The 24,174-nt window shown below is 43.7% G+C and carries 18 protein-coding genes; 6 read left to right on the plus strand and 12 right to left on the minus strand.

Going from position 1 to position 24,174, the window contains the following annotated elements; genetic code table 11:
• Positions 1-58 precede the first annotated feature (58 nt).
• Together uidA and AB4Z30_RS02510 are read right to left on the minus strand one after the other, a co-directional pair.
• A complete protein-coding gene (gene uidA, locus AB4Z30_RS02505; protein ID WP_441922986.1) occupies positions 59-1,846 on the minus strand; it encodes a beta-glucuronidase in 1,788 nt (595 codons plus the stop codon).
• A gap of 82 nt (positions 1,847-1,928) precedes the next feature.
• Positions 1,929-3,281 carry an MFS transporter gene (locus AB4Z30_RS02510; RefSeq protein WP_441922988.1) on the minus strand — a complete coding sequence of 451 codons (1,353 nt, stop codon included), beginning with the start codon at positions 3,279-3,281 and terminating at the stop codon, positions 1,929-1,931.
• A 267-nt stretch (positions 3,282-3,548) separates the two neighbouring features.
• Here AB4Z30_RS02510 and AB4Z30_RS02515 point away from each other — a divergent pair, with 267 nt between their 5' ends.
• Complete coding sequence (locus AB4Z30_RS02515; RefSeq protein WP_441922990.1) at positions 3,549-4,793, plus strand: AraC family transcriptional regulator; 1,245 nt, start codon at positions 3,549-3,551, stop codon at positions 4,791-4,793.
• Between the two features lie 69 nt (positions 4,794-4,862).
• Here the strand turns inward: AB4Z30_RS02515 and AB4Z30_RS02520 are convergent, their stop codons facing one another.
• The 3 genes from AB4Z30_RS02520 to AB4Z30_RS02530 form a co-directional block, all read right to left on the minus strand.
• Entirely contained in the window at positions 4,863-5,843 is a 981-nt protein-coding gene (locus AB4Z30_RS02520) for an ROK family protein (protein ID WP_441922992.1), read from the minus strand.
• A gap of 137 nt (positions 5,844-5,980) precedes the next feature.
• Positions 5,981-7,129, minus strand: a complete 1,149-nt coding sequence (locus tag AB4Z30_RS02525) for a hypothetical protein (RefSeq protein ID WP_441922994.1) — start codon at positions 7,127-7,129, stop codon at positions 5,981-5,983.
• 155 nt (positions 7,130-7,284) lie between these two features.
• Positions 7,285-8,187, minus strand: coding sequence for an AraC family transcriptional regulator (locus AB4Z30_RS02530; protein ID WP_441922996.1), 903 nt, complete (start codon positions 8,185-8,187; stop codon positions 7,285-7,287).
• Between the two features lie 311 nt (positions 8,188-8,498).
• Here AB4Z30_RS02530 and ureA point away from each other — a divergent pair, with 311 nt between their 5' ends.
• The gene (gene ureA / locus AB4Z30_RS02535; RefSeq protein ID WP_441922998.1) at positions 8,499-9,125 is read left to right on the plus strand and encodes an urease subunit gamma; all 627 of its coding nucleotides are present in this window, start codon (positions 8,499-8,501) and stop codon (positions 9,123-9,125) included.
• Positions 9,122-10,834, plus strand: coding sequence for an urease subunit alpha (ureC, locus tag AB4Z30_RS02540; RefSeq protein WP_441923000.1), 1,713 nt, complete (start codon positions 9,122-9,124; stop codon positions 10,832-10,834). The genes ureA and ureC overlap by 4 nt, the downstream gene beginning before the upstream one ends.
• Before the next feature lie 116 nt (positions 10,835-10,950).
• Here ureC and AB4Z30_RS02545 read toward each other — a convergent pair whose 3' ends face one another.
• Positions 10,951-11,706 (minus strand): SDR family oxidoreductase, encoded by a 756-nt coding sequence (locus AB4Z30_RS02545; RefSeq protein WP_441924161.1) that lies wholly within the window; start codon positions 11,704-11,706, stop codon positions 10,951-10,953.
• Between the two features lie 80 nt (positions 11,707-11,786).
• Complete coding sequence (locus AB4Z30_RS02550) at positions 11,787-12,461, minus strand: hypothetical protein (RefSeq protein ID WP_441923002.1); 675 nt, start codon at positions 12,459-12,461, stop codon at positions 11,787-11,789.
• Between the two features lie 139 nt (positions 12,462-12,600).
• Here AB4Z30_RS02550 and AB4Z30_RS02555 point away from each other — a divergent pair, with 139 nt between their 5' ends.
• Positions 12,601-13,362, plus strand: a complete 762-nt coding sequence (locus tag AB4Z30_RS02555; RefSeq protein WP_441923004.1) for a helix-turn-helix domain-containing protein — start codon at positions 12,601-12,603, stop codon at positions 13,360-13,362.
• A gap of 29 nt (positions 13,363-13,391) precedes the next feature.
• A complete protein-coding gene (locus AB4Z30_RS02560; RefSeq protein WP_441923006.1) occupies positions 13,392-14,090 on the plus strand; it encodes a transglutaminase-like domain-containing protein in 699 nt (232 codons plus the stop codon).
• Between the two features lie 162 nt (positions 14,091-14,252).
• On the opposite strand, the gene AB4Z30_RS02565 is transcribed toward AB4Z30_RS02560, so the two are convergent.
• From AB4Z30_RS02565 to AB4Z30_RS02575, 3 genes are all read right to left on the minus strand, one after another.
• Positions 14,253-16,835, minus strand: coding sequence for a right-handed parallel beta-helix repeat-containing protein (locus tag AB4Z30_RS02565; protein WP_441923008.1), 2,583 nt, complete (start codon positions 16,833-16,835; stop codon positions 14,253-14,255).
• Positions 16,836-16,961: 126 nt separating this feature from the next.
• A complete protein-coding gene (locus tag AB4Z30_RS02570) occupies positions 16,962-18,083 on the minus strand; it encodes a hypothetical protein (protein WP_441923010.1) in 1,122 nt (373 codons plus the stop codon).
• A 54-nt stretch (positions 18,084-18,137) separates the two neighbouring features.
• Positions 18,138-19,499: an FAD-dependent oxidoreductase gene (locus AB4Z30_RS02575; RefSeq protein WP_441923012.1), complete on the minus strand. Its 1,362-nt coding sequence runs from the start codon at positions 19,497-19,499 to the stop codon at positions 18,138-18,140.
• 126 nt (positions 19,500-19,625) lie between these two features.
• Between AB4Z30_RS02575 and AB4Z30_RS02580 the strand changes: the two genes are divergently transcribed.
• Positions 19,626-20,675, plus strand: a complete 1,050-nt coding sequence (locus AB4Z30_RS02580) for a LacI family DNA-binding transcriptional regulator (protein WP_441923014.1) — start codon at positions 19,626-19,628, stop codon at positions 20,673-20,675.
• A gap of 24 nt (positions 20,676-20,699) precedes the next feature.
• Here the strand turns inward: AB4Z30_RS02580 and AB4Z30_RS02585 are convergent, their stop codons facing one another.
• Together AB4Z30_RS02585 and AB4Z30_RS02590 are read right to left on the minus strand one after the other, a co-directional pair.
• Complete coding sequence (locus tag AB4Z30_RS02585; RefSeq protein ID WP_441923016.1) at positions 20,700-22,328, minus strand: response regulator; 1,629 nt, start codon at positions 22,326-22,328, stop codon at positions 20,700-20,702.
• Between the two features lie 4 nt (positions 22,329-22,332).
• Positions 22,333-24,162: a sensor histidine kinase gene (locus AB4Z30_RS02590; protein ID WP_441923018.1), complete on the minus strand. Its 1,830-nt coding sequence runs from the start codon at positions 24,160-24,162 to the stop codon at positions 22,333-22,335.
• Positions 24,163-24,174: the final 12 nt, after the last annotated feature.

Raw genomic sequence — 24,174 nt, forward strand, 5'->3', positions numbered from 1 at the left:
ATTAGCTGCCTTCTCTGGTGTAACTGTATTTGCTTATATTATCATTCTTGCTTCTACATTAGCCTTTATAGTAAAAATCTGGTATGCTGGTCCAGCGTCTTTTAAGTTCATGTGCAATAGCTTTCGGTTTGCGATCCCGTGTGAAAATGCCTTTTTTATTGCCTTGTACACGAATAATTCCCTGACTGGTGGCAAAATCAGCAAAGTTCCATACTTGTTCACYGACAAAATGCTCGAATTCATCGAATACCTCATGGTTCGCTCTGTAAAATTCCACTTGGTATTCCTCCGTAAACATCACAGGTTCAACATCATGTAATCCGGCAACCGTGTCTGCCCCGTATTCGGTCATCATAAAAGGTTTGTTCGGGCATCGCTTTAGCCATCCATTGAATTCAGCACGAAGCTTTTCCTTGGCAGCGTCCAAATCCCCACCATCCACATACCATCCGTAGTATCGATTAAAAGTGAGAATATCCAACAGCTCCGCAATCTGATCCTTCTCAGGCGAGGATTCCATTTGAGTAACAATAGTCACCGGACGTTTCTGTGGATCTAATTCCCTCGTTAGATCAATCAACGGTTTAAAATATTCATAGGCTCCCTTTTCTTCAGAGGCAGGCTCGTTAGCTATATTCCACATGACCACACACGGGTGATTTTTGTCCCGCTCAATGAGTTCCCGAATGACGTCCTGATGATGTTCAAACGTATTAAGCTCTTCCCATGTGTTCTTCAGCACGCCCCCGCGATGCACAACCAGCATGTTCAGATGCATGCCAACTGCGGCTACCTCATCAATCACAACAAAACCTTCGCGATCTGCCAGTCTCATCACTTCTTCTGAATATGGATAGTGCGCAGTGCGGAAGGAGTTGGCTCCCGACCATTTCATCAGATTAAAATCAAGCACATTGGCGGCTTCATTAAAACCTCTGCCATGAATGGTCGTATCCTCATGTTTGCCATACCCTTTGAAGTAAAAGGGTTTATCATTAATCAGGAACTTGCCCTCCTTCACTTCGACACTTCTCACCCCGAATGGCTGTTCATAAACATCCATTGTTTCCCCTTCGGTTTCAAGTTCTACGCGCAACGTGTATAAATAGGCATTCAGCGGCTCCCAAAGACTAACATCTGAGATGATCATTGTGCCAGATTCGCCTTCAGATGTTGCAACCAAAGAGCCGGATTCATCGATAATTTTAGTTTTAACTGACGCAGTTCCAACCACATCAATGGAATACTGAACCTGTCCGTCCAATTTGGTTACGATCGTGACATCCTTAACATAGCTCGTTGGTGTCGTGTATATTTTTACAGGGCGATGCAGTCCGGCATAATTGAAAAAATCAAAGTTCGGCAGATTGTGCACCGTAGTGTTCCCGTTTGAATGATGTTTCTCAATGATGGAGCCAACGGGTAAAGTGGTTTCATCCACGATATTATTTACAGCGACGGTTAGGCGATTTTTCCCTTTGTGCAGGTAACAGTTTATTTCAGCTTCAAAAGGTAAAAAGCCGCCTTTGTGCTGTGCAACAAACTCCCCGTTCACATACACCTTGGCCAAATGAGTAACGGAGCCGAACCTTAATACAACTCTCTCTTCACTCAACACACTTGGCAAGGTGATCTCCCGCTCGTACCAGACCCAGCCGACATGGTCACGAATTTTGGCGCTTACTCCAATGTCGTTATATGAAGCTGGAACAGCCATGCGCATAGGATCTTGGAGTTTTGCCTTTTGCCAATTTTCCTGAAATCCCTCTCCGGTATCCAGCTTAAAATTCCAGATTCCATTCAGATCGATCAGATTACGTGTTTCGGTCAATATAGGGTATAACATATGAACATCTCCTTCATTCTCTATAAAATAGGCGCTTCCTCGACCTCCTGCCTTCTACACGTTGTGAAACGAGTCTCGGGTATCAGTTCATTCGTTTTGCTTTGATATCGCTTACAAGTTGTGCTGTACGTTTCTTGTTTAATGGATATAGGAAAGCAATGCAGATAAATACGAGAAACATACCCATAGCTGGAACAAGCGTTGCCAAGAAATAAATGCCTTCAAGTGTGCGTGGTGTTTGCACATGCAGTGCAGCATTATACCCGACAGCCGCCATGGCTACCCCGCCAATACCACCTGCAACGGCCTGCCCGACTTTACGTGAAAAGGAATAAATGGAGTAGATCGTCGCATCCTCTCGTAGTCCTGTAACATGTTCATGATAGTCAACCAGGTCTGTGATGAATGCCCAGCTGATCAGATTGAACAGAGCGTATCCTAATAAGCCAATGAACAAGATCGCCATGTATTGAACAGCGGAAAGATTCGGAATGAAATACAGCAGCAAGTAAACAAACGTTGAGAGTAAAAAGCCTGCAGCGGCGACTTCTTTTTTTCCAAATTTCGCTACGAGCGGTTTGATTAACGGCATTCCAATAAAAATCGGCGCAGCTTGCACCAGACTGAACACACTAAGTAATTGCGCATTACCAAAATAGTCTTTGAACAAATACGTATTAACCGTGCCAAGCAACATTAAATTGATTAAGAAAATGAGTGATCCGATCAGGAAGACGATGAGTGGTTTATTTTTCAAAAGGCCATATAATGTTTTTCTCAAATTGGTATTTGGTTTCCCATTCGTATCCGGGATAACACGTTCAAGCGATAATTTATAACACGCCAAATAAGAAGCAATGGACAATATTCCAAAAATAACAGCTCCCAGTAAAAAACGGCTTGCACTCGCTTCGTTATTTACAAACAGCAGCAATGGGCCCACCACGCCTACAAATAATTGCGCCAATGTTGCTCCGAGCGATCGCCATGTAGACAGTACGGTACGTTCTACTGGGTCAGCAGTAATGACCGAAGCCATGGAACCGTAAGGAATGTTAACCGTGCTGTAAAGCGTTCCCCAAAGAATATAAGTAACATAAGCGTATGCGAGATAAAATCCATTCGACATTCCGGGAATGTAAACAAACATGAGTACCCCAGAGATCACAAGCGGAAATGACATGCGATAAATCCATGGTTTGAATTTACCGTGTTTGCTTGCTTTCCGCGTATCAACAAAACGTCCCCACGTGACATCGGCTACGGCATCCCACAAACGGGCTAACAGGAATAATCCTCCGACCGCTGCAGGGTTAATGTGAAATACGTCGGTGTAATAAACCATTAAAAATGAGCCAACTAGCGCGAAAAAGAAATCGTTTCCAAAATCACCAAACAAATAGCCGAATTTATCCTTATATCCGAAAGGACGCATAAAAATACACCTCTTTATTCAAAATTTGAAATACTATTATCGAATTTTATTACAAGATGAATCTGATCATTTGATAACGCTCTCAATTCAGGGTGTAGGTCGTGTATTATAATTGGCTGAGTAGCTGATCCCCCTTAAATCCATGCTTGAAATCGATTTCATGACAAATTATAATCGGTCTTGTAAGGTTTCATATGGTAAGTTTCACAGGTAAATAGGAATATTCACATGTGTTTTTACTTCTTAGACTAGAACGGAGGCTTGGTGATGCATAAATTTTGTGATGAAAATGTTGAATATATATGTAATGTGACACATCATTTATACAATGTACCCGTCTACTATTTTGATAACGAATACAAGCTAACCTATCAGGCCACCCCTGTGGATTTCCAGTGTAACCCCTTATATCCCTCTGACGATAAGATCATGACAGACCTGTTTTCCAGCATGCCACTCGAGCAGCTCCCTGTCCTTCGTGAAACAATCTATTTGGAGAAATTTTTCGCAATACGTATTCATGCGGATCATCAGTGGAAAGGAATCATTATTGTAGGCCCAATTATCAATTTTAAAATGACAGAGGAGATCATTCGTGTGACTCTAAGTGATTTGTTAGCCAAAGCGGATCATCACGAAATGAAGATGTATTACGACGGAGTCCCTGTGATGAGTACGTTTAAATTCATTAATCTCAGTATGGCAATGTATTTCATGCTCTATCAGAAAAAGCTAACGTTGGACGAAATCTTAATGAAAAATGAGGATGAGCGTTGGAGAAAAACGCTGGAAATCGAGCAACCGTATAAGCAAATCATAGACGACCGTCAAAATAATCTCATTCACACGGAGATCGATAAAGAGAAGAAAGTATTTGATTTCATTCGATTGGGTAGAACCGATAAGGTGTTGGAATCCTTTCATACCATTCACAAACAAGGCAAAAAGAGTGTGTTGTCCAAGACGAGTTATCTGCGTAGTCAAAAGAATCTGGCGATCTCCCTGATCACGCTTGCAACAAGATCAGCGGTAGAAGGGGGTGTTTTTCAAGAGATTGCTTATAATCTTAGTGATTTTTATATTCTTAAAATTGAGGACTTAACCGACAGCCAAGCGGTAGAGGATTTAATGGAGGTTGCTCTGCTTGATTTTGCGGAACGTGTAAAGCGTAGTAAAAAACACAAATACTCGAAACCGATTAACGTATGTCAAAACTATATCTTCAACCATTTAAATGAGCGGATTACGATCTCACAACTGGCTGAAATCACTTCGTTGAATCCGAATTATTTGTCCAATCTGTTCAAAAAAGAAGTAGGTATCTCCATTTCGCAGTTTATTTTGAAAACAAAAATTGAAGAAGCTCAAAATCTGTTGACGTATTCTCACTATACGTTAGCGGAGATTTCTACCCTCTTAAACTTCTACGATCAGAGTTACTTTGCGAAAGTGTTCAAAACGTATACGGGATGTACACCGAAACAATTTAAAGATCAAAGAAAAAAAGATTAAACAAAATTGGATCAGAAACAACAAAAAAACCGCTGTAAAAGCGGCTTTTGAAGGTTTGTTTAGTAAAGCTTACATTCCAGTGTTCGAAAGTAACCTGTGATTCGCATATGCGGCGGCACCGATCATGCCCGCTTGTCCGCCCAGTTTGGCTTGCACGATGGTACACGCTCCCGAAGCGAGCTTTAATGAATGATTTTGAACGGTATTACGGACGGTGTTAAGGAGCCGATCACCTGCTGCGGACATGCCGCCACCAACGATAATCATTTCCGGATTCAACATATTTATCACATTGGAAAGGCCGAAACCTAATATCTCTCCTGTTTCGTGCATGACTTCAATTGAAAGTGCGTCGCCAAGGTCATACGCATTCGAGATCATATGAGCGGTAATTCTGGACGGATTTCCTTCTATCCACTCCGTAATCATACTGGATCGGCCTGTCTCCAGCTTTTCCGTGAACGTTCGAACCATTCCAATAGCAGATACATATCTGCCCAGGCATCCTGAACTCCCGCAACGACAAGCACGGCCTTCTCTATACATATTCATGTGTCCAATTTCCCCTGCACTTGAGGTTGCTCCGTAGATTACCTTCCCGTCATTAACGATTCCAGAGCCCAGACCGGTTCCTAAAGTAATTAATACCAAGTTGCGGCAACCGACACCGGCACCAAACAGCCATTCACCATATAGATTCACGCGTACATCATTGTCGATAAAAACAGGGAAATCAAAGTGTTTGTTCATGTGATTCACTACATGAATATTCTCCCAGCCGGGGAAATTAGGCGAAAAGGTAGATAAGCCCGTTTGTGGATCTAGCAATCCAGGCACACCTATACCCATGCAATGTACCTCATCTGGATGGATTCCTTCGGCCGCCATCATTTCTTGCGTGATGTTCACTATTCTATTTAACACATGGATCGGGCCTTTATCGGCTTCCGTGATATCACTTCGTTCGTGAATTTTCTTAAATGCTGTATTAAATACAGCGGATTTAATATTGGTACCGCCCAGATCTATTCCGATTATATATTTGCTCATATATTAACATCCTGACCTTAAATGATATAGACACATCATTATTAAAACACGAAACCGGGGAAAAATCTAAAACACAAAAGTCGCCATGTCGGCGACTTGTTTAGGAAAGATTATTTACATGAGTAAGAAACGATACCCTAAGGTTGTTTATTCAAATCAAATCGGTTTATCTGAACATTATCGGTCATTACATAAATAATGCCTTCCCCCTCATATACAAATGTGGGATCAGATTCCTTTAGTTCAGAAGTATTAACGGTGTGAAGTAACTTCAGTTTGGTCTTTGCCGACGCACTAGTCTGATAGATGGATATTTTTGAGTTCTCAACCAGCATGACAGTTCCATCTGGCGCAGTCTGGTACATTTTGGCTGAAGCAGTGACAGTTTGCATGATGCCTTTGGGGTCAATAATGAAAAAATTTCCATTCGATTGAATTCCTGTGAATCCATTAGAAAACACGTTTCTTTTCACGGTCATGGATGTCTCCATGTCGTCATAGTAGCTCACATTGCTGATTTTTTTAGTCCATACTTCCTTCCCCTTCGTTGTTTTAGCACTGAAACTTATAACATTGTTTCCGTGATTCTTCTGAAAATGAAGTAAACCATCGGGACCGAACCCTGAAAAAATGCCTTCTTTGAAGTCAAAATGGTATTGAAATTGCTGCTTCATTTTAAAATCAAAATATGTCATGCGGCTGGACGTTTTGCTTGTGCTATTGATGGTTTCGAGTAAACCATTGACAAAACCGTAAAGAATGGATGCGTTCCAATTGTTTTTACCCAAAAACTTGCCTTCCGGACTATACCGATAACTAGTCACCCGCTCAGAAGCTGTTTCCAGATAAACAAACAAATTACCATCAGGCATGATGGATACTCCAGATATGGAACGGACTTTTTCGTCAAAGTACTTCATCCACAATACTTTTCCGTTAGGATTGTATGCGGTTAGACGTTGTTTAATAACGCCAGAACTATTTTTTATCGAAGTGAGGATATAAACATTACCGTTTTGCGCGACTTGTGCATATGTACCAAAAAAACTAAAAATCAGGTTGCTTCCAGCAGTATAATCGGTTTTGGATAATTGTTTTCCTGTCTTCTTGTCAAAAATGTACATCTGATTGTCCATACTCATAAAGTTCAATGTTTGATTGGTAATCCGAACATTACTGTCGGACAAATACTCGTGTCCATCTGGAATGGAGAAGGTCCAGTCTGGTTTGGGCAGGCTTTGAAAGTTGTTTGCAGAAACCGTTCCGGTAAAAGCACTGCTGAGCATTAGGATGATTACCAGAGATATTAATCTTTTGATGTGAAGCAACATATCACCTTTTTCTTTTTATTTTTTTATAGATCCATTATCGTCATTTATGTGTATAGAATGAATAGCAGCCTTCAATTGGAAGACTGCTGGATCTGGTTATTTAGGCTAGCTTATTTTAGATCAACCAGACAATTGATTTTTCGTACAGCAAACCATAATTCGACGAATTGCAGTCCATCCTTACTTCCTGTAACCTCAAATTCGAGACCCTCGACTTGCTCATAACCTGCTGTTGGGAGCCATTCTGAGAAGAAACGTTTATATAACGTGTCCATAACCTCACCCAGTTGATCCCAGGCAAATGGCTCAGATGAAAAGATAGCCCACGTATGCGCAGGTATAGTCATAACCGTGTAACCAGCAGTTGCACTTGTCTCCTTTTTAAATGCACACAACATATACGGGAAGGTTTCTCCTTCCGTTGGTCTGTAACTGCACACCGCGTGTACAGGATGATAGTCACGATCTAAATGCTCAGGCAGTCCTTTTGCATGAAGGGCAAGGCTTTGAACCTCACCATTCTCATGACTTTGTTTCCATAGGTCGGCAGGGGTTTCTTTTCCATTAAAATTGAATATTTTTTCTATTCCGAACACTTCAAAGCTTTCTTTTGTTTCAATGCGATAATTCATTGGCTCAGCCCCTTTAATAGAGATAAGAAAGGAAAGCCGTGGATAGGCTTTGAGCGCCGTACCTTTTTCTCTTGCTTGTGAAGGGTTCACTCCATGCAACGCATGAAATGCCCTTGCAAACGATATCGGAGATTCATAGCCATATTTAATTGCAACATCAAGCACTTTGGCATCACTGTTCTGTAATTCGATGGCAGCCAGTGTAAGCCGTCTTCTTCGAATATATTCAGCCAGTGGCACATTCGTAATGAACGAGAACATCCTCTGAAACTGATATGAAGAACAGCAAGCACACTGCGCAACGTCATTTAAACTGATTTCGTTGGATAGATTCGTTTCAATATGATCCAGAGCACGATTCATTCTCATCAGCCAATCCATCTGATCCCTCCTCTCAACTAAGGTAAAGTATAGCGTTATGTAACCCAAGTTTCGCAACGATTTGTGCACTCAGAAGTTTCATCATCCCTCACCCATCTCTGCACTAATATTGTCTACAACACCTTTTCTTTAACAATCATTTGTGATCTTGCACAAATCAACCTTCTGATGTCATGTTATTTGACATTCTTGTTTGACTCTCCTTCACAACCATGTTACATTTTCAAACATAAGCAATGATTGGAAAAAGATTACATGAAAACCGTCCTGTTATTCCTACTCATTTTAACTCAGCGAAGGAGTTGCTGACTATGCATTTAACGGTTCAGGAACGCGAAAAATTATTGATGTATATAGCCGCAGATATGGCCGAAAAAAGGCTGAAACGTGGCGTTCAGCTGAATTACCCGGAAGCCGCTGCCTATATTTCAGGTTTTGTCGTAGAGGGTGCGCGGGATGGGAAAACCGTAAAACAACTGATGGAAGAAGCTCGTCACCTTTTATCAGCTAATCAGGTGATGCATGGCGTAGCCGAGTTGCTGAGCGAAGTTCAGATTGAAGCCACATTCCCCGACGGAACGAAGCTCGTGACTGTGCATGAGCCTGTTGCCCGGATCGATGGTGCGATTATCCCCGGTGAATATGAATTTGCGGAGGACCCCATTGTCCTGTTACCTAACCGCAAACGAATTACCCGTTCAGTGACCAATACAGGTAGCCGTCCCATTCAGGTCGGATCACACTTTCACTTTTTTGAAACAAACCCCGCTTTATCATTTGACCGCGAAGGTACTAAAGGATATCGACTGGATATCGCTTCAGGCCTTTCCGTCCGCTTCGAACCGGGAGAAATTCATGAAATTACGCTGGTCGAAATCGGTGGAACGAAAGAAATCCATGGATTCGCCGGGTTGACTAACGGGAGGGTTGAGTCATGAATACGATTGATCGCGCGACGTATGCAAGCATGTATGGTCCGACGACCGGAGACCGGATTCGGCTCGCGGATACCTCGTTAAAAATTGAGATCGAAAAAGACTTTACCGTTTACGGAGATGAGTGCGTTTTTGGCGGAGGTAAAACGGTCAGGGACGGCATGGGACAGCACCCTCTGGCAACGCGTAGCGAAGGTGTCTTGGATACGGTCATTACCAACGTTGTAATTGTGGATACATGGGGAATTGTCAAAGCCGATATTGGCATTAAGGACGGACTGATTCGGGGAATCGGCAAAGCGGGAAATCCATTTGTGATGGATGGTGTCGATCCTGACATGTATATTGGGGTAGGCACAGAAGTGATCTCTGGTGAGAATTTGATTGTGACCGCTGGCGGTGTAGATAGCCACGTACACTTCATCTCTCCTCAGCAAATTGAAATTGCGCTTCAGAGTGGGATTACGACGATGGTTGGTGGAGGCTCCGGCCCGGCCACGGGCACGCTCGCCACTAACTGTACCTCAGGGGTATGGCATATTGAACGCATGTTACAAGCGCTCGATTCCCTGCCAATGAATTTTGTGATGCTTGGTCGAGGCAACAGTTCCAGACCCGAAGCGTTGATGGAGCAAGTACTTGCAGGTGTCGGCGGGCTGAAAATTCATGAAGACTGGGGAAGCACGCCTTATGTTATCGACAAATGTTTAAGCGTGGCGGAACAGTATGATATTCAGGTCAATATCCATACCGATACGCTGAATGAAGCCGGATATGTGGAAGACAGTTTACGTTCATTCAATGGTCGTGCCATTCACACCTACCATACGGAAGGTGCGGGCGGTGGTCATGCGCCGGACTTATTACGTGTCGCTTCCATGCCGAACGTTTTGCCTTCTTCCACCAGTCCAACCATGCCCTATACCCGAAATACCGTCGATGAGCATCTGGATATGCTGATGATCTGCCATCATCTCGATCCCAAAATTCCGGAGGATGTCGCTTTCGCCGCTTCGCGGATTCGGGAGACAACAATTGGTGCGGAAGATATTTTACATGATATCGGTGCCATCAGTATGACTAGTTCGGATTCACAGGCGATGGGCCGTGTAGGTGAGGTGGCCATCAGAACATGGCAGACAGCGGATAAAATGAAGAAACAACGCGGTTCCCTTGCCGATGATATCCAGGCGGATAATAATCGTGTGAAACGTTATATTGCGAAATATACCATTAACCCTGCAATTACGCATGGTATTTCCACATATGTAGGCTCGATTGAAGTTGGTAAAATGGCGGATCTTGTGTTATGGAAGCCCGCTTTCTTCGGAGTTAAGCCAGAGTTGGTACTTAAAGGCGGTATGATTATCCATAGTGTAATGGGTGATCCGAACTCGACGATCTCGACACCGCAACCGTACATGTACAGACCGATGTTTGGAAGCTATGGCAAAGCACGTTCAGCTATTTGTGCAACCTTTGTTTCTCAGGCATCTATTGATGCCGGCACGCTTTCCCCTCTGGGGCTCAGTAAATCATTAAAACCTGTGACAGGCTGTCGTGCAGCCAGTAAAAAAGATATGATTTTGAATGGAGAAACGCCAACGATTAGGGTTGATCCGAAAAATTACACCGTATCCGTGAACGGTGAAACGCTACGTTGCCTTCCGGTTGACGAACTTCCCATGGCACAAAGGTACTTCTTGAGTTAATATGATGGAATAATTGTTGCCTTCATTGAATGGCTCCGTTTAAATCTACAAAAAAGCCCAGCTAACCTAGCCGGGCTTTTTATGATTCCAATCATATTCTTGCCAGTCCCGTTCGATTATTCTCGAATGAATCCACCTTCCGAATGAATAACTTGTCCAGTAATCCAAGCTCCGGCTTCACTCACGAGAAAATCAATAATGTTCGCTGCATCCTCAGGTGCTCCAATCCGTCCCAGCGGGAACTTTGGCATCAGATAATCCCGAATGGAGTCATCCATCCACGTTGTATCCGTTGGCCCAGGGTTTACAGCATTCACTGTAATTTTCAATGGTGCAAGTTCACGGGATAATGATGTAGTAAAAGCAGAGATCGCACCTTTGGTCGCAACGTACGCTAGCTCACCTGGCATCGGCGATATGTCCTGTCCCGAAGTCATATTGATAATTCTGCCTGAGGTTAGATTGGATTTTTCGAATTCACGGGCAAATATCGTACACAGTAGAAACATCGATCGCATATTAACAGCATAGTGGTTATCCATGAGTTCGGCATCAAAGGACTTGTAATCGGTGTTGACACAATAAGCCGCATTGTTTATAAGTATGCAAGGTTGCCCTAGTTTCTCGACTGTATTTTCGTATACTCGTTGTGCTGCGTTACGGTCGGTTAGATCGATCTCAATTGATGCACAGCGAACACCCATGTCTTCAATTTCCTTGTGAAACGCAAGGGTCCACTCCGGATCAGCCTTATAATGTGTGAAGAAAATATCAATATCTCTGGAAGCTAGTTTGCGACAAAAAGCACTTCCCATTTCTCTGGGACCGCTGGCACCTGTGATAATTGCTATTTTCCTCTGATTTTGAGTCATCATTCTACCTCCACTTATGAAAATTGTTTATGAAAAAATTAATTAATCTTCATCATAATAGATAATAGGGTTAATGAACATCACCTTTGTTGATCTGACCAAAGTTTTCTAATCTGCTCAATTAAGTTATTTAATGTTATTCCATCGGTCTGATTGGTGAAGTTGCTCATCTCTTCCGTTTTCCCATGATAGGCAGATAAAACATACTTTTCATCCACCACATAATACGTGGCATACCTGGTAAAAGAATAACTTCCTTTTTGTTCAGGGGCTGTTCCCTTTTTTACGGAAGCGACAATGGTCATGCCAGGTTTTAAATCAGGTTCAATCCCTACGAAATCAGCGTTATAAAATAAGTTGGTGGTTTCCTCAACCACTTCTCCCACGATGATTTCTTTCACTCTAACTTTATATGAAACAAATGTGGGTCTGTATGGTTGTACACCCCGTTCTTTGTCCTTATCTGAAAAATCACCCTCTGGTGTTCCTGGTTCCACAGATAAAGTCGATTGGAAATTTTCGTTTTGCTTCACAACTTCAGCGATGATGACGGAATCTGACCTCTCCAAAATTTGTTCAAAAGGAACATCTATGCTTTGAGCATAATCAGAGTGACCATCGGAAAGCGGGTATTCTTTGCGAAGTTCTTTGATTCTTTCTTCGCTAAGTCTCAAGCTGGATTGTTGATCCGTTGAACAACCCAATATAACCAATGTTAAACTAAGTAATAGAATTATCACTATMATTTTTTTCAACGCTCTCTCCCCCATTTCAGTACTTATAGTTGACATTATTCAGATCATGTTGTCTAGGTACATAAGTGATTTTTCTATCCAATTATTTGATACAATCGATTAGATCCGTCTATTTTACCTATGAGGTGATACCCGTTTGATGAATTTATATGGCGCGCAGCATCACATTCTTGTGCATTCCAATGCCATCGATGCCGAGGCACATCAACATACGTTTATTCAAGTTACTATTGGTTTAGAAAATCATTTTCAGATTGAAGTTCAGGGAGAGAGTATAAGTACAGCCGGAATCATACTTAACTCCAATGTATCTCATCGATTGCAGGTCTCAGGGCAGCCCGTAGTATTGCTTTTAATAGATAGCACATCCCAGATAGCAACAGCCTTTAAACAATTAATGGGCAAGAGGGATTATGCGAGTTTTCCCGAAGAGCTTAGTAAAGAAATCGCCGAATATATCGGAACGTGGTTACCGCTAATCCATGATGAAGAGACTTACCGTGTATTTTTACAAGAACTTATGTTGCTTTTTCACCTAGATTACACGCAACCTGTAATCACGGATTCACGAATCAAGGAACTAATCCAACATATGAAGGATTGCACGGATTCGGAGCACTCTATTCGTAAATACGCAGAACACTTCGGTCTTTCGAGCAGTAGGCTCTCACATCTGTTTAAAGAGAATACAGGAATATCCCTTAGTGGTTATCTCGTCTTACATAAGCTGCAGAAGGCATGTTATCTGATTTTCCAAGGAACGAGTATCACAGACGCAGCCATGGCAGCTGGTTTTGATACCCCCTCTCATTTTGCCAATACCAGCAAACGATTGCTTGGTATGACGGCCAAAGATATTCGTAAAGATAGCGTGTTTTTGCAAGTTTCTTCCCTGCGCTGACGTTACAATGTTTGCAGGAGGTGCTCATCATGAACAACTATCTCGAGCAAACACAATTGTTAAATTACAACCATTCAGCCATTCAGAGTCTCATTCGCAGTCGTAATTGGGCCTCACTCCCTGTAAAGGAACAGATTCTTCACGCTTATAATTACGTTCGCGACGAGATTGAATTTGGTTATAATCGCAGTGATGATATTCAAGCTTCAGAAGTGTTGCAAGACGGCTACGGTCAGTGTAATACAAAAGGCATTCTGTTCATGGCCCTGCTCAGAGCACTGGGTATCCCTTGCAGGATTCACGGTTTTACGATTCATAAACAATTGCAAAAAGGAGCAATGAAAGGCTGGTACTATAAGCTTTCTCCGAAAGAGATCATCCATAGTTGGATTGAAGTGTTATATAACGACAGGTGGTTAAATATCGAGGGATTTATCCTGGATCTTGCTTATCTGACCAAGCTTCAACAAAAGTTCGAGCAATGTACAGGTTCATTTTGCGGGTATGGCGTGGCCACGGATGATTTTCAGAACCCGGCTATTTTCTGGAATGAAAATGACACCTATGTGCAGAAAGAAGGCATTGTCCAGGATTTCGGTACGTTCGACAATCCGGATCAATTCTTTTCTCTCCATCCGCAAAAGTTAAATGTAATCAAGAGAATGATATTCAGCCATGTGGTTCGGCATCTAATGAATAGGAACGTGAGACGCATTAGGCAGGGATGATCGTTTATTCTTTTGAAGCAGCTCATAAAACAAAAAAACACGGAACGATGCCGAAGGATTCTCCGTTTCGTTCCGTTTATGCAACTTTATCGTAACCATGTAGAATAGATTTGGAATGGAAGCTGCTTTTTGGGGATTTTCCCTCCCCTCTCTGCTTCCTCTTTACTGGATGTAGAAATAATCAAAGTTGGCCACAAGTCCTGTGCCTGCACAGGCAATAAGACCGATTTTAGGATCTTCCAGCTGGGCTGTTTGGATATCTCCAACCTGTGTATAGTTCGTGCCATCGGCAGAGTAATATCCGGTATACGTATTCCCCTCTTTTACAATGCGCAGATACGCTATTTCGGATGAGAGGGTGTCCGGAATTTCGGTGTGGTTGCGAACACCATTGATTTTTGTGTCCAATTGAAATTGATTGCCTTGCCCATACAACCGTGTCATTCGAATATACGTCTGATCATTCACGTACACAACCAGTCCGCCCTGTGACCACCTTGAGGAAGGTTTTCCCTCCAGCCTGGTTTCAATCGTCCAGTCACCTGTAGGCGCACCGGTCAATAAAATATTTTTGGCATCCCCTGTTGCACCGGAGATATCGCCCTGTTCACTAGTAATTTGCATATATCCTGGATTTGCTTCAAGCGACCATTTGGCCGGGGTTTCTCGAACCCAGCGCCATTGCTCATCTAAAGTTGCGGAGTCAAAATCATCATCTGTTCCTGCCGGATATGACACAGGCGGTTCACCTTGTCCGGGGGAAGCGCTGTACTGAATTAACTCCAGATCATCAAAGTACACATGGCCGTTTCCACCAGCTTTATAGAGATAGATCGTTGCACTGGTGTTCGTGCTTCCTGTGGTGAAGATCTGCTCTACCCTCTTATATTCGGTTGAATTGATATGAGAGTCCTTGGCACTTCCACCGTAGTTTTTCACACCTAAAACGGCACGACCGCCATCCACACTCTTCGCCCATCCAATCAATTTGTACATTGTATTCGGATATAAACCTTCTACCGTCTGCTCTGCACCTGCCGTGCTTCCGGTCAGTTTGGCCGCATAGGTGCCGCTGTGAGCATTGGTGTTTTCTATCGATGCTCCATTGTAATGGATGGGCCAGTCGGAGAAATCTCCCGTTTCGAAACCTGGATTCGCCAGCAAATTTTCACCCGAAGGTGCTTCCGGCAAAGGAGGCAAGTTGTTCGGATCAAGCCCCGGACCTTGGTATGCTCCGATATTTGGTGCGGTGGTGGTGGAAACCGGATTCCCGAAGTAGTCCCTTCCTCCGTTATTGGTAATAATTTTGCCTGCCCCGATGGCTGGTGATGTATTCAGCAGTTGGTAACCGGCAAGTGTATCCCGGCCTATACCGGCAGAGCCGGGTGAAGCCAGCTGTGGGTCAGCAGTAATTTTGTAGGGATCAGCTGGTTCGTTCGTTGGATGTGAGCCGAAGAACAGGTTGTTTTCAAACACATTATTGGTACTGCTCGCAAAATTATACCCTCCAGAGCCCAGATTGTAGATCAGGTTATTATAGAAAAACGTATTCTTTGCATAACCGCCCCAGTCGAGGGTATCTATAATTTTGGTATTCGAGTGTGCAGGCAAATAAATCGTATTGTTGTAGATCGTGGTGGTATCCGGTGATCCGCTAAAATTAAACACTGCACCGCTGTCATTCTGACTAATGTTATATCGTATCGTTGTATTGGTGTTTTTGTTGGCGGCCTGGGTTCCGTTATTCACAACGAGAAAAGCGCCACCTGCATTATGATGACTGTAATTATACTGAATAATGGTTCCGTCACTGTCATAATCTGCATCATAGGCCATGGCATCGCCGCCAGGTGCTGTGTTGTACACCTCGTTAAATTGAATGATATTATTTTTGGCGGAGAAAACCCACAGAGGAACATGGTAGCCGCCTGCTCGCACATGGGTATCATGAACAACATTGTTTTCAATGAGTCCATCGGTCGTATTTAAAATAAACGCACCATCCGCTGCCACATCGTAAATCAGGTTGTTGGTCACTTTCAGATTCGAGGAATATTTGGTTTGAGCACCATTTAGATAAATACCCACGCTATCCAGGGAATAGATTTTACAATTGTTCACGACCACATCAGATACATGATAATCCCACGTTGTGCCCCAAACGATGATCCCCCCATTGTGTGCATAATCGTTGGATACATCACCTTTTACATGATGAATGTCCAAATTTTCAAACACAAAATGTTTATAGACCTTCGGATTAGACCAGGTCCCACTGCTACCATCAACATGAACCCCTCGTCGTACTCCTTTTTCAGGCGCATCGTTCGTGATTTCCATATTTCGAACTTCCCATTGCTCCTGATTATAAAAATAAACCGCTGCGGGAGCACCAGCCCCCGAAATTAAAGGTTTGCTTCCTTCCCCATACCGATCGATCTTGATGGGATTTCCCTCTGTACCTGAACCTTTGGGGTGAAGGGTTCCCGTCCATACTCCGCCTGCCTTGAACATCAATGTATCGCCAGGCTGAAATTCAGTCGCATTTACTTTATCAAGGGTCTGCCAAGCTAACTGTATACTTTTACCGTTGTTATCATCACTACCAGTCATCGAATCCACATAATACACATTTTTCTCTGCATACACCGTCGCCCCTGGCAGAGGCATAACGCTCGATACCATAATCATAAGAACGACAACCCAGCTAAACCAATGTTTAACCCTGACATTTCTCAATTGCATACGAACCTCCTTAATATTATGTGATTTATCCTAATAGCAAGTTACCGTTCCTGTATAAGTTGAGTCCAGAAGAATTGTTCAACTTACACAGCCTAAGTAACCGCTTTCAAGATCAACTGGAAGGAGTTAATCGATGGAGACACGATGGTATGCTTCAGACAGAATATCAATCTGAGCATGGGAAGTAAGTTTGAGGATGTAACGAGCGTAAGCTTGGTTCAGGTAACTTTGCCGGATGAGATTTTGTTCTTTTGCTGTTAGTTTATTTGTTATACGTTCACTTAACTGTTCTCCGAAGGTTCTAATCAGAACATATTGGCTCAGTGCTGGTTCATCGATGATAAAACTCGTAAGTTCAGCATTCAAATGGTTTTGGAGTTCCGCGTACAGTGCAGGTTGGGATTTGAAATATGTGCTCGCTGTCTGAGGGTTGAATTCTTCTATGGTATGGTGAAGGATTGTGCTGTTGAATTTGTTTTGCAGGACTTTGATGATTTCAGACATCTCGCTTTTGTCTCGCTGCTCCAAAAGCGACTGTGCAACTTCAATGACCTTTTTGGCAGTCTGTTTGTGTAATTGAGTCTGGTTCAAATCCAGATCAGTATGCTTATAGGATACCGATATTTTATCGAACTTTATCGTATTCTCTCTCACAAAAAGTTGTCCTTGAACCTCTTTATAGTATTCTTCAAGTTCCTTGTCTGTGGGCTTTAATTCGTTCAAGGATAAGGCCTCTTTAAGCCTGTTTCGTACTCTGCTCGTAAAATAATTCATGAAGGAGATCTCATCCAATTGTTTTGGCCCATAGATAGGCTGATTAGAAGCTAACGCTTCCCTTCTATGCTGATTCTCCATTTCCATTTCGTGCATCAGATCATCATGGCTTGAGCCACGAATAAGCCCTTTGTTTTGTGCAAGATCCATTTCAACTTTAATCTGGGTGATCTCCTCCATGGCGAGTTGTTTCAAAAACTGTTCGGGATTTTCACCTTCATAATCAGCTTTCCAGAAATCCTTGTTGTATAGCGCCCCATATGTCGATTGAAAATAATGGATGACCATTGCCCTCTGCTGCTGCATTTCACGTTGCAATTCATGCACAGTAATCCAGCTTTCGTTGACCTTGGCAACGTAGGTGTTCTCTGAAGGCGTATGACCTGAAATAGCAAAATAAGTGGAGCTTGCAATAATCAAAATGATGGCAACGAAAGTGAACCGCTTCATTCTCATTATTATTTTCAAGTTCAATACGCAACCCCTCCAGCATCATCCGAAGTTTTTCTCCCTTAGATTGAAGCTTGATTACGCTTGCTCCAAGTAAAGCTCATTTAACGCTTCCCCCAGCCACGCCCCTTGGCGGACAAGCCTGCTCTGCAAAGCACTTACATCGATACTTCGTGTCTCATTGGACCCATTCTCTCGAAGCATCGCAGCAGCCGTCCCGGCAGCTTCACCCATGGCAAAACAATTCGGCATGACTCGCGCGGAGCCTTGTGTTGCTCTGTCGGTAGAGATGGATCTGCCCGCTACAATTACATTTTGAATACCTGCAGGAAGTAATGAACGATAAGGAATCCCGTGTGACTCCCCTGCTGGCAGATGAATCATTGTCATACCACTTGTCGGTTTTGCCATATGAATATCGATAAAATAAGCATTACGTGCGATGTCATCGGGGAATGAACGGCAAGCCATGAAATCGTCAGCTGTAATTGTATAGTCGCCCACAATTCGCCGAGTCTCCCGGATGCCAACCTGTTCACCGGTCAATGTCAGGAAAGCGTTCTCAAATCCGGGGATAGCCTCACGTAACCATTCGGTAATATGCGCGGCCAGTGCCCTGCCTTCGATCGCCCCACGTGTTAAATCCTCCGCATTTGTGCCGTCGATCCCGAAGACATGACCAAAATTAAGACCTGCTGTATGGCTGTTCAGCCATGAAATCCCCGCCCACTCTCGCGCTACATGCAGACGTCCTTCTTTTTTAGCTTGAAGGATGGCATGTTTCAAATCCTTGCCGTGCACCTCCACGCTGGACAGGAATTGGCTTCGATCCAGATGGGTAAGCACAAAACACATCGTGCCCGGCTGCAGTTCTCCGTTCTCACCACCTTTGAGGAGCTGTCCCCCGGCAAGATAGGTGATATCCGCATCACTGGTGGCATCAATATAGATATCACCCTTCACTGCATGTGTTCCACTTTTGTTATGAATAATGACAGCTTCCACATATCCATCCTTATGCAGCACATCTCCAACGAACGTATGGTATAGCACTTGCACGCYCGCTTCCATCATCTTGTCGTCCARCACTCTCTTTAACACTTCCGCATCAATTGGAACCCAATCGAGTATATCCTGCCAATCCTTACGGAACGTTTCCTCCATATTAAGCTTCATATCATTCAAAATCTCCAGTCCAATCCCTCGAATCACAGGTTTAACCTGATCGGTGTATGGGCAAAAGGCTGGAACCTGGGATACCGTCGCCATGCCTCCAAGGTAACCTCGCTGCTCAATTAGTAATACCGATGCTCCGTTTCTTGCAGCGGCCAACGCTGCGGCTACACCAGAAGGTCCTCCTCCAGCGACCACTACATCCACTTCGCTGTATAACGGAATATGACGTTCCGGAATTCGTATCTCTGATTTGGGTTGAGTCATGTGAACCACCTCCATGAATTACTTTCATTTTAACTGCCATCGAACCTTATTTTTAGTTACACTTTAGTTTCACTTTTGGTTGGTTTTATCTATAATGATAGAACATTGATCGTTAAGGTGGTTCATATGCCCATTCCCAAGAAGGTTACGCTAAAAATGATTGCGGATCAGCTTGATCTGACCGTACACACGGTGTCCAAGGCTTTACGCGGTCTGCCGGGGATGTCCGAGCATACACGTAATGAGGTCGTTGCCCTTGCTACCCGGTTGGGGTATCGAACCAAGGAGCAGGAGCGCAGCTTGGCGGTTGAGCAGATCCCTATCTATTCTTCCAAGCCGCGAAGGTTCGCGTTTATCGTTCCGAACACAGAACTGCCGTTCATTCATCACTCTTTGTATGAGGGTATCAAGTCTCGGCTTGCCGAGTTTGGGCACAAACTGGAAATCCTTTTTGCACCACAGGGTACAGTTTCAGAATCGCAATTTTTGGATTGGATGGAAGAGAATAAATTACTTTATCTGGACGGTTTCTTTATTGGACCGATGATTCTTCCGCCTATGGAGGCCAGATTGATGGAGCTTGATCTCCCCAAGATTTTGCTTAATTATCCGCCGCCTGTTGCACAGGTGGATAGTGTCATATGGGATGTTTCGTCGGCGGTGCACCAGTCTGTTCGTTTTCTCGTTAGCAAGGGCCATTCACGTATTTTGTACATTGGAGACATACGAATGCATCGCGGCTTCCGGCTGCGCTGGCATGCTTTTCAGGAAGCGCTGCAGCTCGAAGGGATTCCCGTGAATGAAGAGCAACATTTGACAAGACTTCAGTCCAAAACGTTGTATATCCAGCAGTTGACGAATCTATTGGAAAAGGAAAAACCAACCGCGATTCTGGTTGGCATGGAGCATGATTTAGCGTGGATTTATTACGGATGCAGCTTGCTGACCCGGCAAATCCCTCAAGATTGCTCTCTGATTGGTTTGGAGCATGCTGCTTCAGAGCTAATCCCTGATTTGACACGGCCAAAACTGCCTGTGAAAGAGGTGGGGGTGCGCGGGGCGGATCGGATGTTATGGAGAATTTCTAATCCGAGCCTGCCCTATGAGCATATCCGCCTGCAAGGAGCATTTCATTCTGGCGCGACGGTGAGTGATATTACGAAACGACGAGCGTGAGAAGCGTATCCGATAGTGGTGGCCCTAATCCGGGGTCAGTTCAGTAGAACGTTCCTGACGTTTGAATTCGCTCGGCGCGACTCCCCAATATTTGCGGAACACTTTGGCAAAATAACTAACGTCACGATAACCAGCTGCTTCAGCAGCATCATAAACTTTAACCCCGTTTAATAACAGTTCTTTGGCGTATTCCATACTTCGTTTTAACACGTATTCTGAGAACGACTTCCCCTCTTCTTTTTTGAAGAGGCGGCTGAGGTATGAAGGGTTGACATATAAACGCTCGGCAAGCGTGTGCAATGTCAATTCTTCTTTTCCCAGCATGAGTTCGACCGTATCGAGCATCTTTTTAACAAGCTCATGGCTCGAATGTTTCCGTTCCTTCTCCCGGTAAAGAATGATTCGACTGGCAACTCTTTTCGCCCATGTCACGATCTGATCTTTGGACAGCAGTGATCCGAAGGCAAGGAATGCGGAATAGTCTTCTTGCAGCACTTGCTGCATCGACCAGCCTCTGGATTGAATGATTCGAGTAAACACACTGCTTAGATACAACAGATGTTCATATACACGTTGAGTAGATACATCATAGGCATATAGCTGCTCAAAGTAGTACTCAATCAGACGGATGACTTCCAGTGAATCGTCGGTATGAACCGCAATCTCCAGCTGCTTTTCAAAATCAGAATCGAATTGTACGGGTTGTCTGCTGCTTGCCACATCCAAATATGGAATGAACATATCATTCCCATAGATGGCCCGCTCTTGTATTGCACGGCGCGCTTGACGGTACGAAAGCGATACATGATCCCATGAACCGAAGGTTCCTAGTCCGGCACTGGCTGTGATTTTCAGGCATTCCTTCACGATGTTCAACAACCGTGCTACATTTACGTTGATCCGTTGGATCACTTCCTGCTCCGATTCTTCCGGTTTCCCCACAAACAGCAGAATTGTTGCTCCGTCCGCATCCGTAAACACCCGGCAATCCTCGTCCCGAAGACATTCGGAAGTGATGCATTCCAGCGAAAACTGCAATAAAGATTGATCAGAGGATGTGAACCGTACGTCTTGCTCCGAAAGCGGATCTATTTCACACACGGCGACGACAAAGGTTGAGAATACGTTCAAGGATAGATTTAACTCCTGCATATGCTTTTGCAATTCCCATTCCGCATAACGATCCATCATCCAGTTTCGGTAAAAGTCATCTTGAAGCTGAGGCAGCCGATCCTGCCACTTCCGCTTTAATTCCAGCATACTATGCTTCTCCATGAGTTCTTTGCGAATCTCACCGGCAGCTTGCAAAACAGCATCCATAATCTCTTGATCGCCTGCAGGTTTAAGTAAATACTTCATTACGCCAAGTCCCACCGCCGCTTGGGCATAGTGAAAATCATCATGGCCACTGAGCACAACCAATTTAATCTGTGGTTCCAATTCTCGAACGAATTTTGCCAAAGTCAGACCGTCCATTTCGGGCATTTCAATATCAAGCAGTACAATATCAGGTTTTTTACGTTCGATGAGACTTAACGCTTCGAGCCCGTTCTCGGCTGCGGCCACCACCTCGATGCCATACTCATTCCATGGAATATTGTTAACTAGACTATTCATAATGCGAATCTCATCTTCAACAATCATTAGGTTCATGTTCTTACTCCCTTCTGTCCATACTACAGCGGTTGACGGGTAATTTCATGGTGGCCGTTGTGCCTTGGCCTTCTATGCTTTCAATGATTAGATCAGCTGTCTCTCCGTAATAGATGCCTATACGTGCTTGCACATTGAGCAAAGCGAAAAACGATGAATTTCGTTCCGAAGGTGACGTTATATTCCCCTTCTTTATGAGTGCGAGTGCTTCCTGAATTTGGTCTAACCGTTCTTTCGGAATCCCGCGCCCGTTATCTCTGACTTGAATGACCAATCGATCCTGAATGACGTTTGTACTTATGTTCAAAGTGCCCCCTTTTTTTCGTTTTTCAAGCCCATGCAAAATCGCATTTTCAACTAACGGTTGAAGCAGTAATTTCAAAATATGCAAATGTCTGCTATTTTCAGAGGCATGGTAAGTGATAGTGAACTGTTCGGAAAAACGGATTTGCTGAATGCGTACATAATAATGCAGATGTTTGAACGTTTCCTCTACCGTAAATGTTTCTTGCCCTTTGCTCAGGCTAAGTCTGAAAAAACTCGACAGATTCAGTACCATGGTACTGATTTCTTCGGCATCATAATTTTTGGCTGTCCAATAGATGGAATCAAGTGTATTGTACAAAAAGTGCGGATTAATCTGCGCTTGCAGCAACTTCAGCTCTGTTTTGGTCATGCGCAGCTGCTGCTCATAGATGTCTTTAATTAAATGCCTTTGTTGCGTCACCGTCTGATTAAATGAATCTATTAAAAAGCCTAACTCATCTTGTCTTTTATTCTCAAGCTGGATGTTTAAATTCCCCTTTCGCAGCTGTCTCATGCCTGAAACCAGACCGGAAATGGGAGAAGATATTCCACTGTATACCAGCCRAGCAATCCAGAATGCAAGGATTACACTAAGAACGATAATACCGTACGTAAAGATTTCCAGCGGTTTTGATTTCATATATACTTCTTTTTCAGGCTGCACCAGTAAAATGGACCATCCACTCCGGGGCGAGGTCACTCGTAATAACATGTTTTTTTTGTTACTCTCCAGGCTGTCCTGTACAATGATTTGATCTGCCTGAACTTCATGAAGCTCAAAAGATTGCGGTTCATCTGCAGCATTGGAGACAATCATTCGATCCTGATCATCGTACAGATAGAGCTTGGATTGATTCTTTTCCGCTAACGATGACAGAGCACGTAGCAGCTTACTTTTGGATATGGACAACATCAGTACGTTTTCACCTTTATCTACACGATAAAAATCCAGCAGTCTCATCATGATGAGGTCGTTACGATTATAGATGGAGTCTGCTCTCCCTGCCATGGTCTCTTTGTAACGATCTGGCAAGTAGTAGATACTTGCACCATTTGCTTTTAGGGCATCCGCGTGCCATCGCTCCGAATCGGAGGAATCGAGATGTATCAAGCCAAGCTTGGTAGTCATCAAGGAACTCGAAGCATGATGATAGATCATGACGTTACTCAAATAATCATTCACCGCAGTGATATCTGTAATTCGCTCAATCACACGGGAGAAATCCATAATAGCACCGGGGCTCAGCGTTTCTTCTTCATGAGACAGTAAAGATAATAAATTGGAGTCGGTCGAGATGAGCGTAGATAGGTTTTTGATGCTTCCGAGCGTCAGATCCACAAACTCCAGACCCGAACTCATCGCACTGATTGTCCGCTCACCAAGCTCCTGCTCCAGAATCTGCTGGGATCTCACGTTAGCATAGATGCTGAATGCAACCAGTGGCAACAGAATCAAGAGAAAATAACAGGTCAGTTTCACTTGAATAGACTGGGAATAATGTTTTTGGAATCGTTTGAGCCATTTCATTTGTTGCACTCC

Source organism: Paenibacillus sp. 2TAF8 (assembly GCF_052114825.1).
In the GTDB taxonomy this organism is placed as follows: Bacteria; Bacillota; Bacilli; order Paenibacillales; family Paenibacillaceae; genus Paenibacillus.

Excerpts from the sequence above, each read along its gene's own strand:
- AB4Z30_RS02510 (WP_441922988.1), bottom strand. The coding sequence starts at position 3,281 with ATGCGTCCTTTCGGATATAAGGATAAATTCGGCTATTTGTTTGGTGAT.
- AB4Z30_RS02515 (WP_441922990.1), top strand. The coding sequence starts at position 3,549 with ATGCATAAATTTTGTGATGAAAATGTTGAATATATATGTAATGTGACA.
- AB4Z30_RS02520 (WP_441922992.1), bottom strand. The coding sequence starts at position 5,843 with ATGAGCAAATATATAATCGGAATAGATCTGGGCGGTACCAATATTAAA.
- AB4Z30_RS02525 (WP_441922994.1), bottom strand. The coding sequence starts at position 7,129 with ATGCTCAGCAGTGCTTTTACCGGAACGGTTTCTGCAAACAACTTTCAA.
- AB4Z30_RS02530 (WP_441922996.1), bottom strand. The coding sequence starts at position 8,187 with ATGGATTGGCTGATGAGAATGAATCGTGCTCTGGATCATATTGAAACG.
- ureA (WP_441922998.1), top strand. The coding sequence starts at position 8,499 with ATGCATTTAACGGTTCAGGAACGCGAAAAATTATTGATGTATATAGCC.
- ureC (WP_441923000.1), top strand. The coding sequence starts at position 9,122 with ATGAATACGATTGATCGCGCGACGTATGCAAGCATGTATGGTCCGACG.
- AB4Z30_RS02545 (WP_441924161.1), bottom strand. The coding sequence starts at position 11,706 with ATGACTCAAAATCAGAGGAAAATAGCAATTATCACAGGTGCCAGCGGT.
- AB4Z30_RS02555 (WP_441923004.1), top strand. The coding sequence starts at position 12,601 with ATGAATTTATATGGCGCGCAGCATCACATTCTTGTGCATTCCAATGCC.
- AB4Z30_RS02560 (WP_441923006.1), top strand. The coding sequence starts at position 13,392 with ATGAACAACTATCTCGAGCAAACACAATTGTTAAATTACAACCATTCA.
- AB4Z30_RS02565 (WP_441923008.1), bottom strand. The coding sequence starts at position 16,835 with ATGCAATTGAGAAATGTCAGGGTTAAACATTGGTTTAGCTGGGTTGTC.
- AB4Z30_RS02580 (WP_441923014.1), top strand. The coding sequence starts at position 19,626 with ATGCCCATTCCCAAGAAGGTTACGCTAAAAATGATTGCGGATCAGCTT.
- AB4Z30_RS02585 (WP_441923016.1), bottom strand. The coding sequence starts at position 22,328 with ATGAACCTAATGATTGTTGAAGATGAGATTCGCATTATGAATAGTCTA.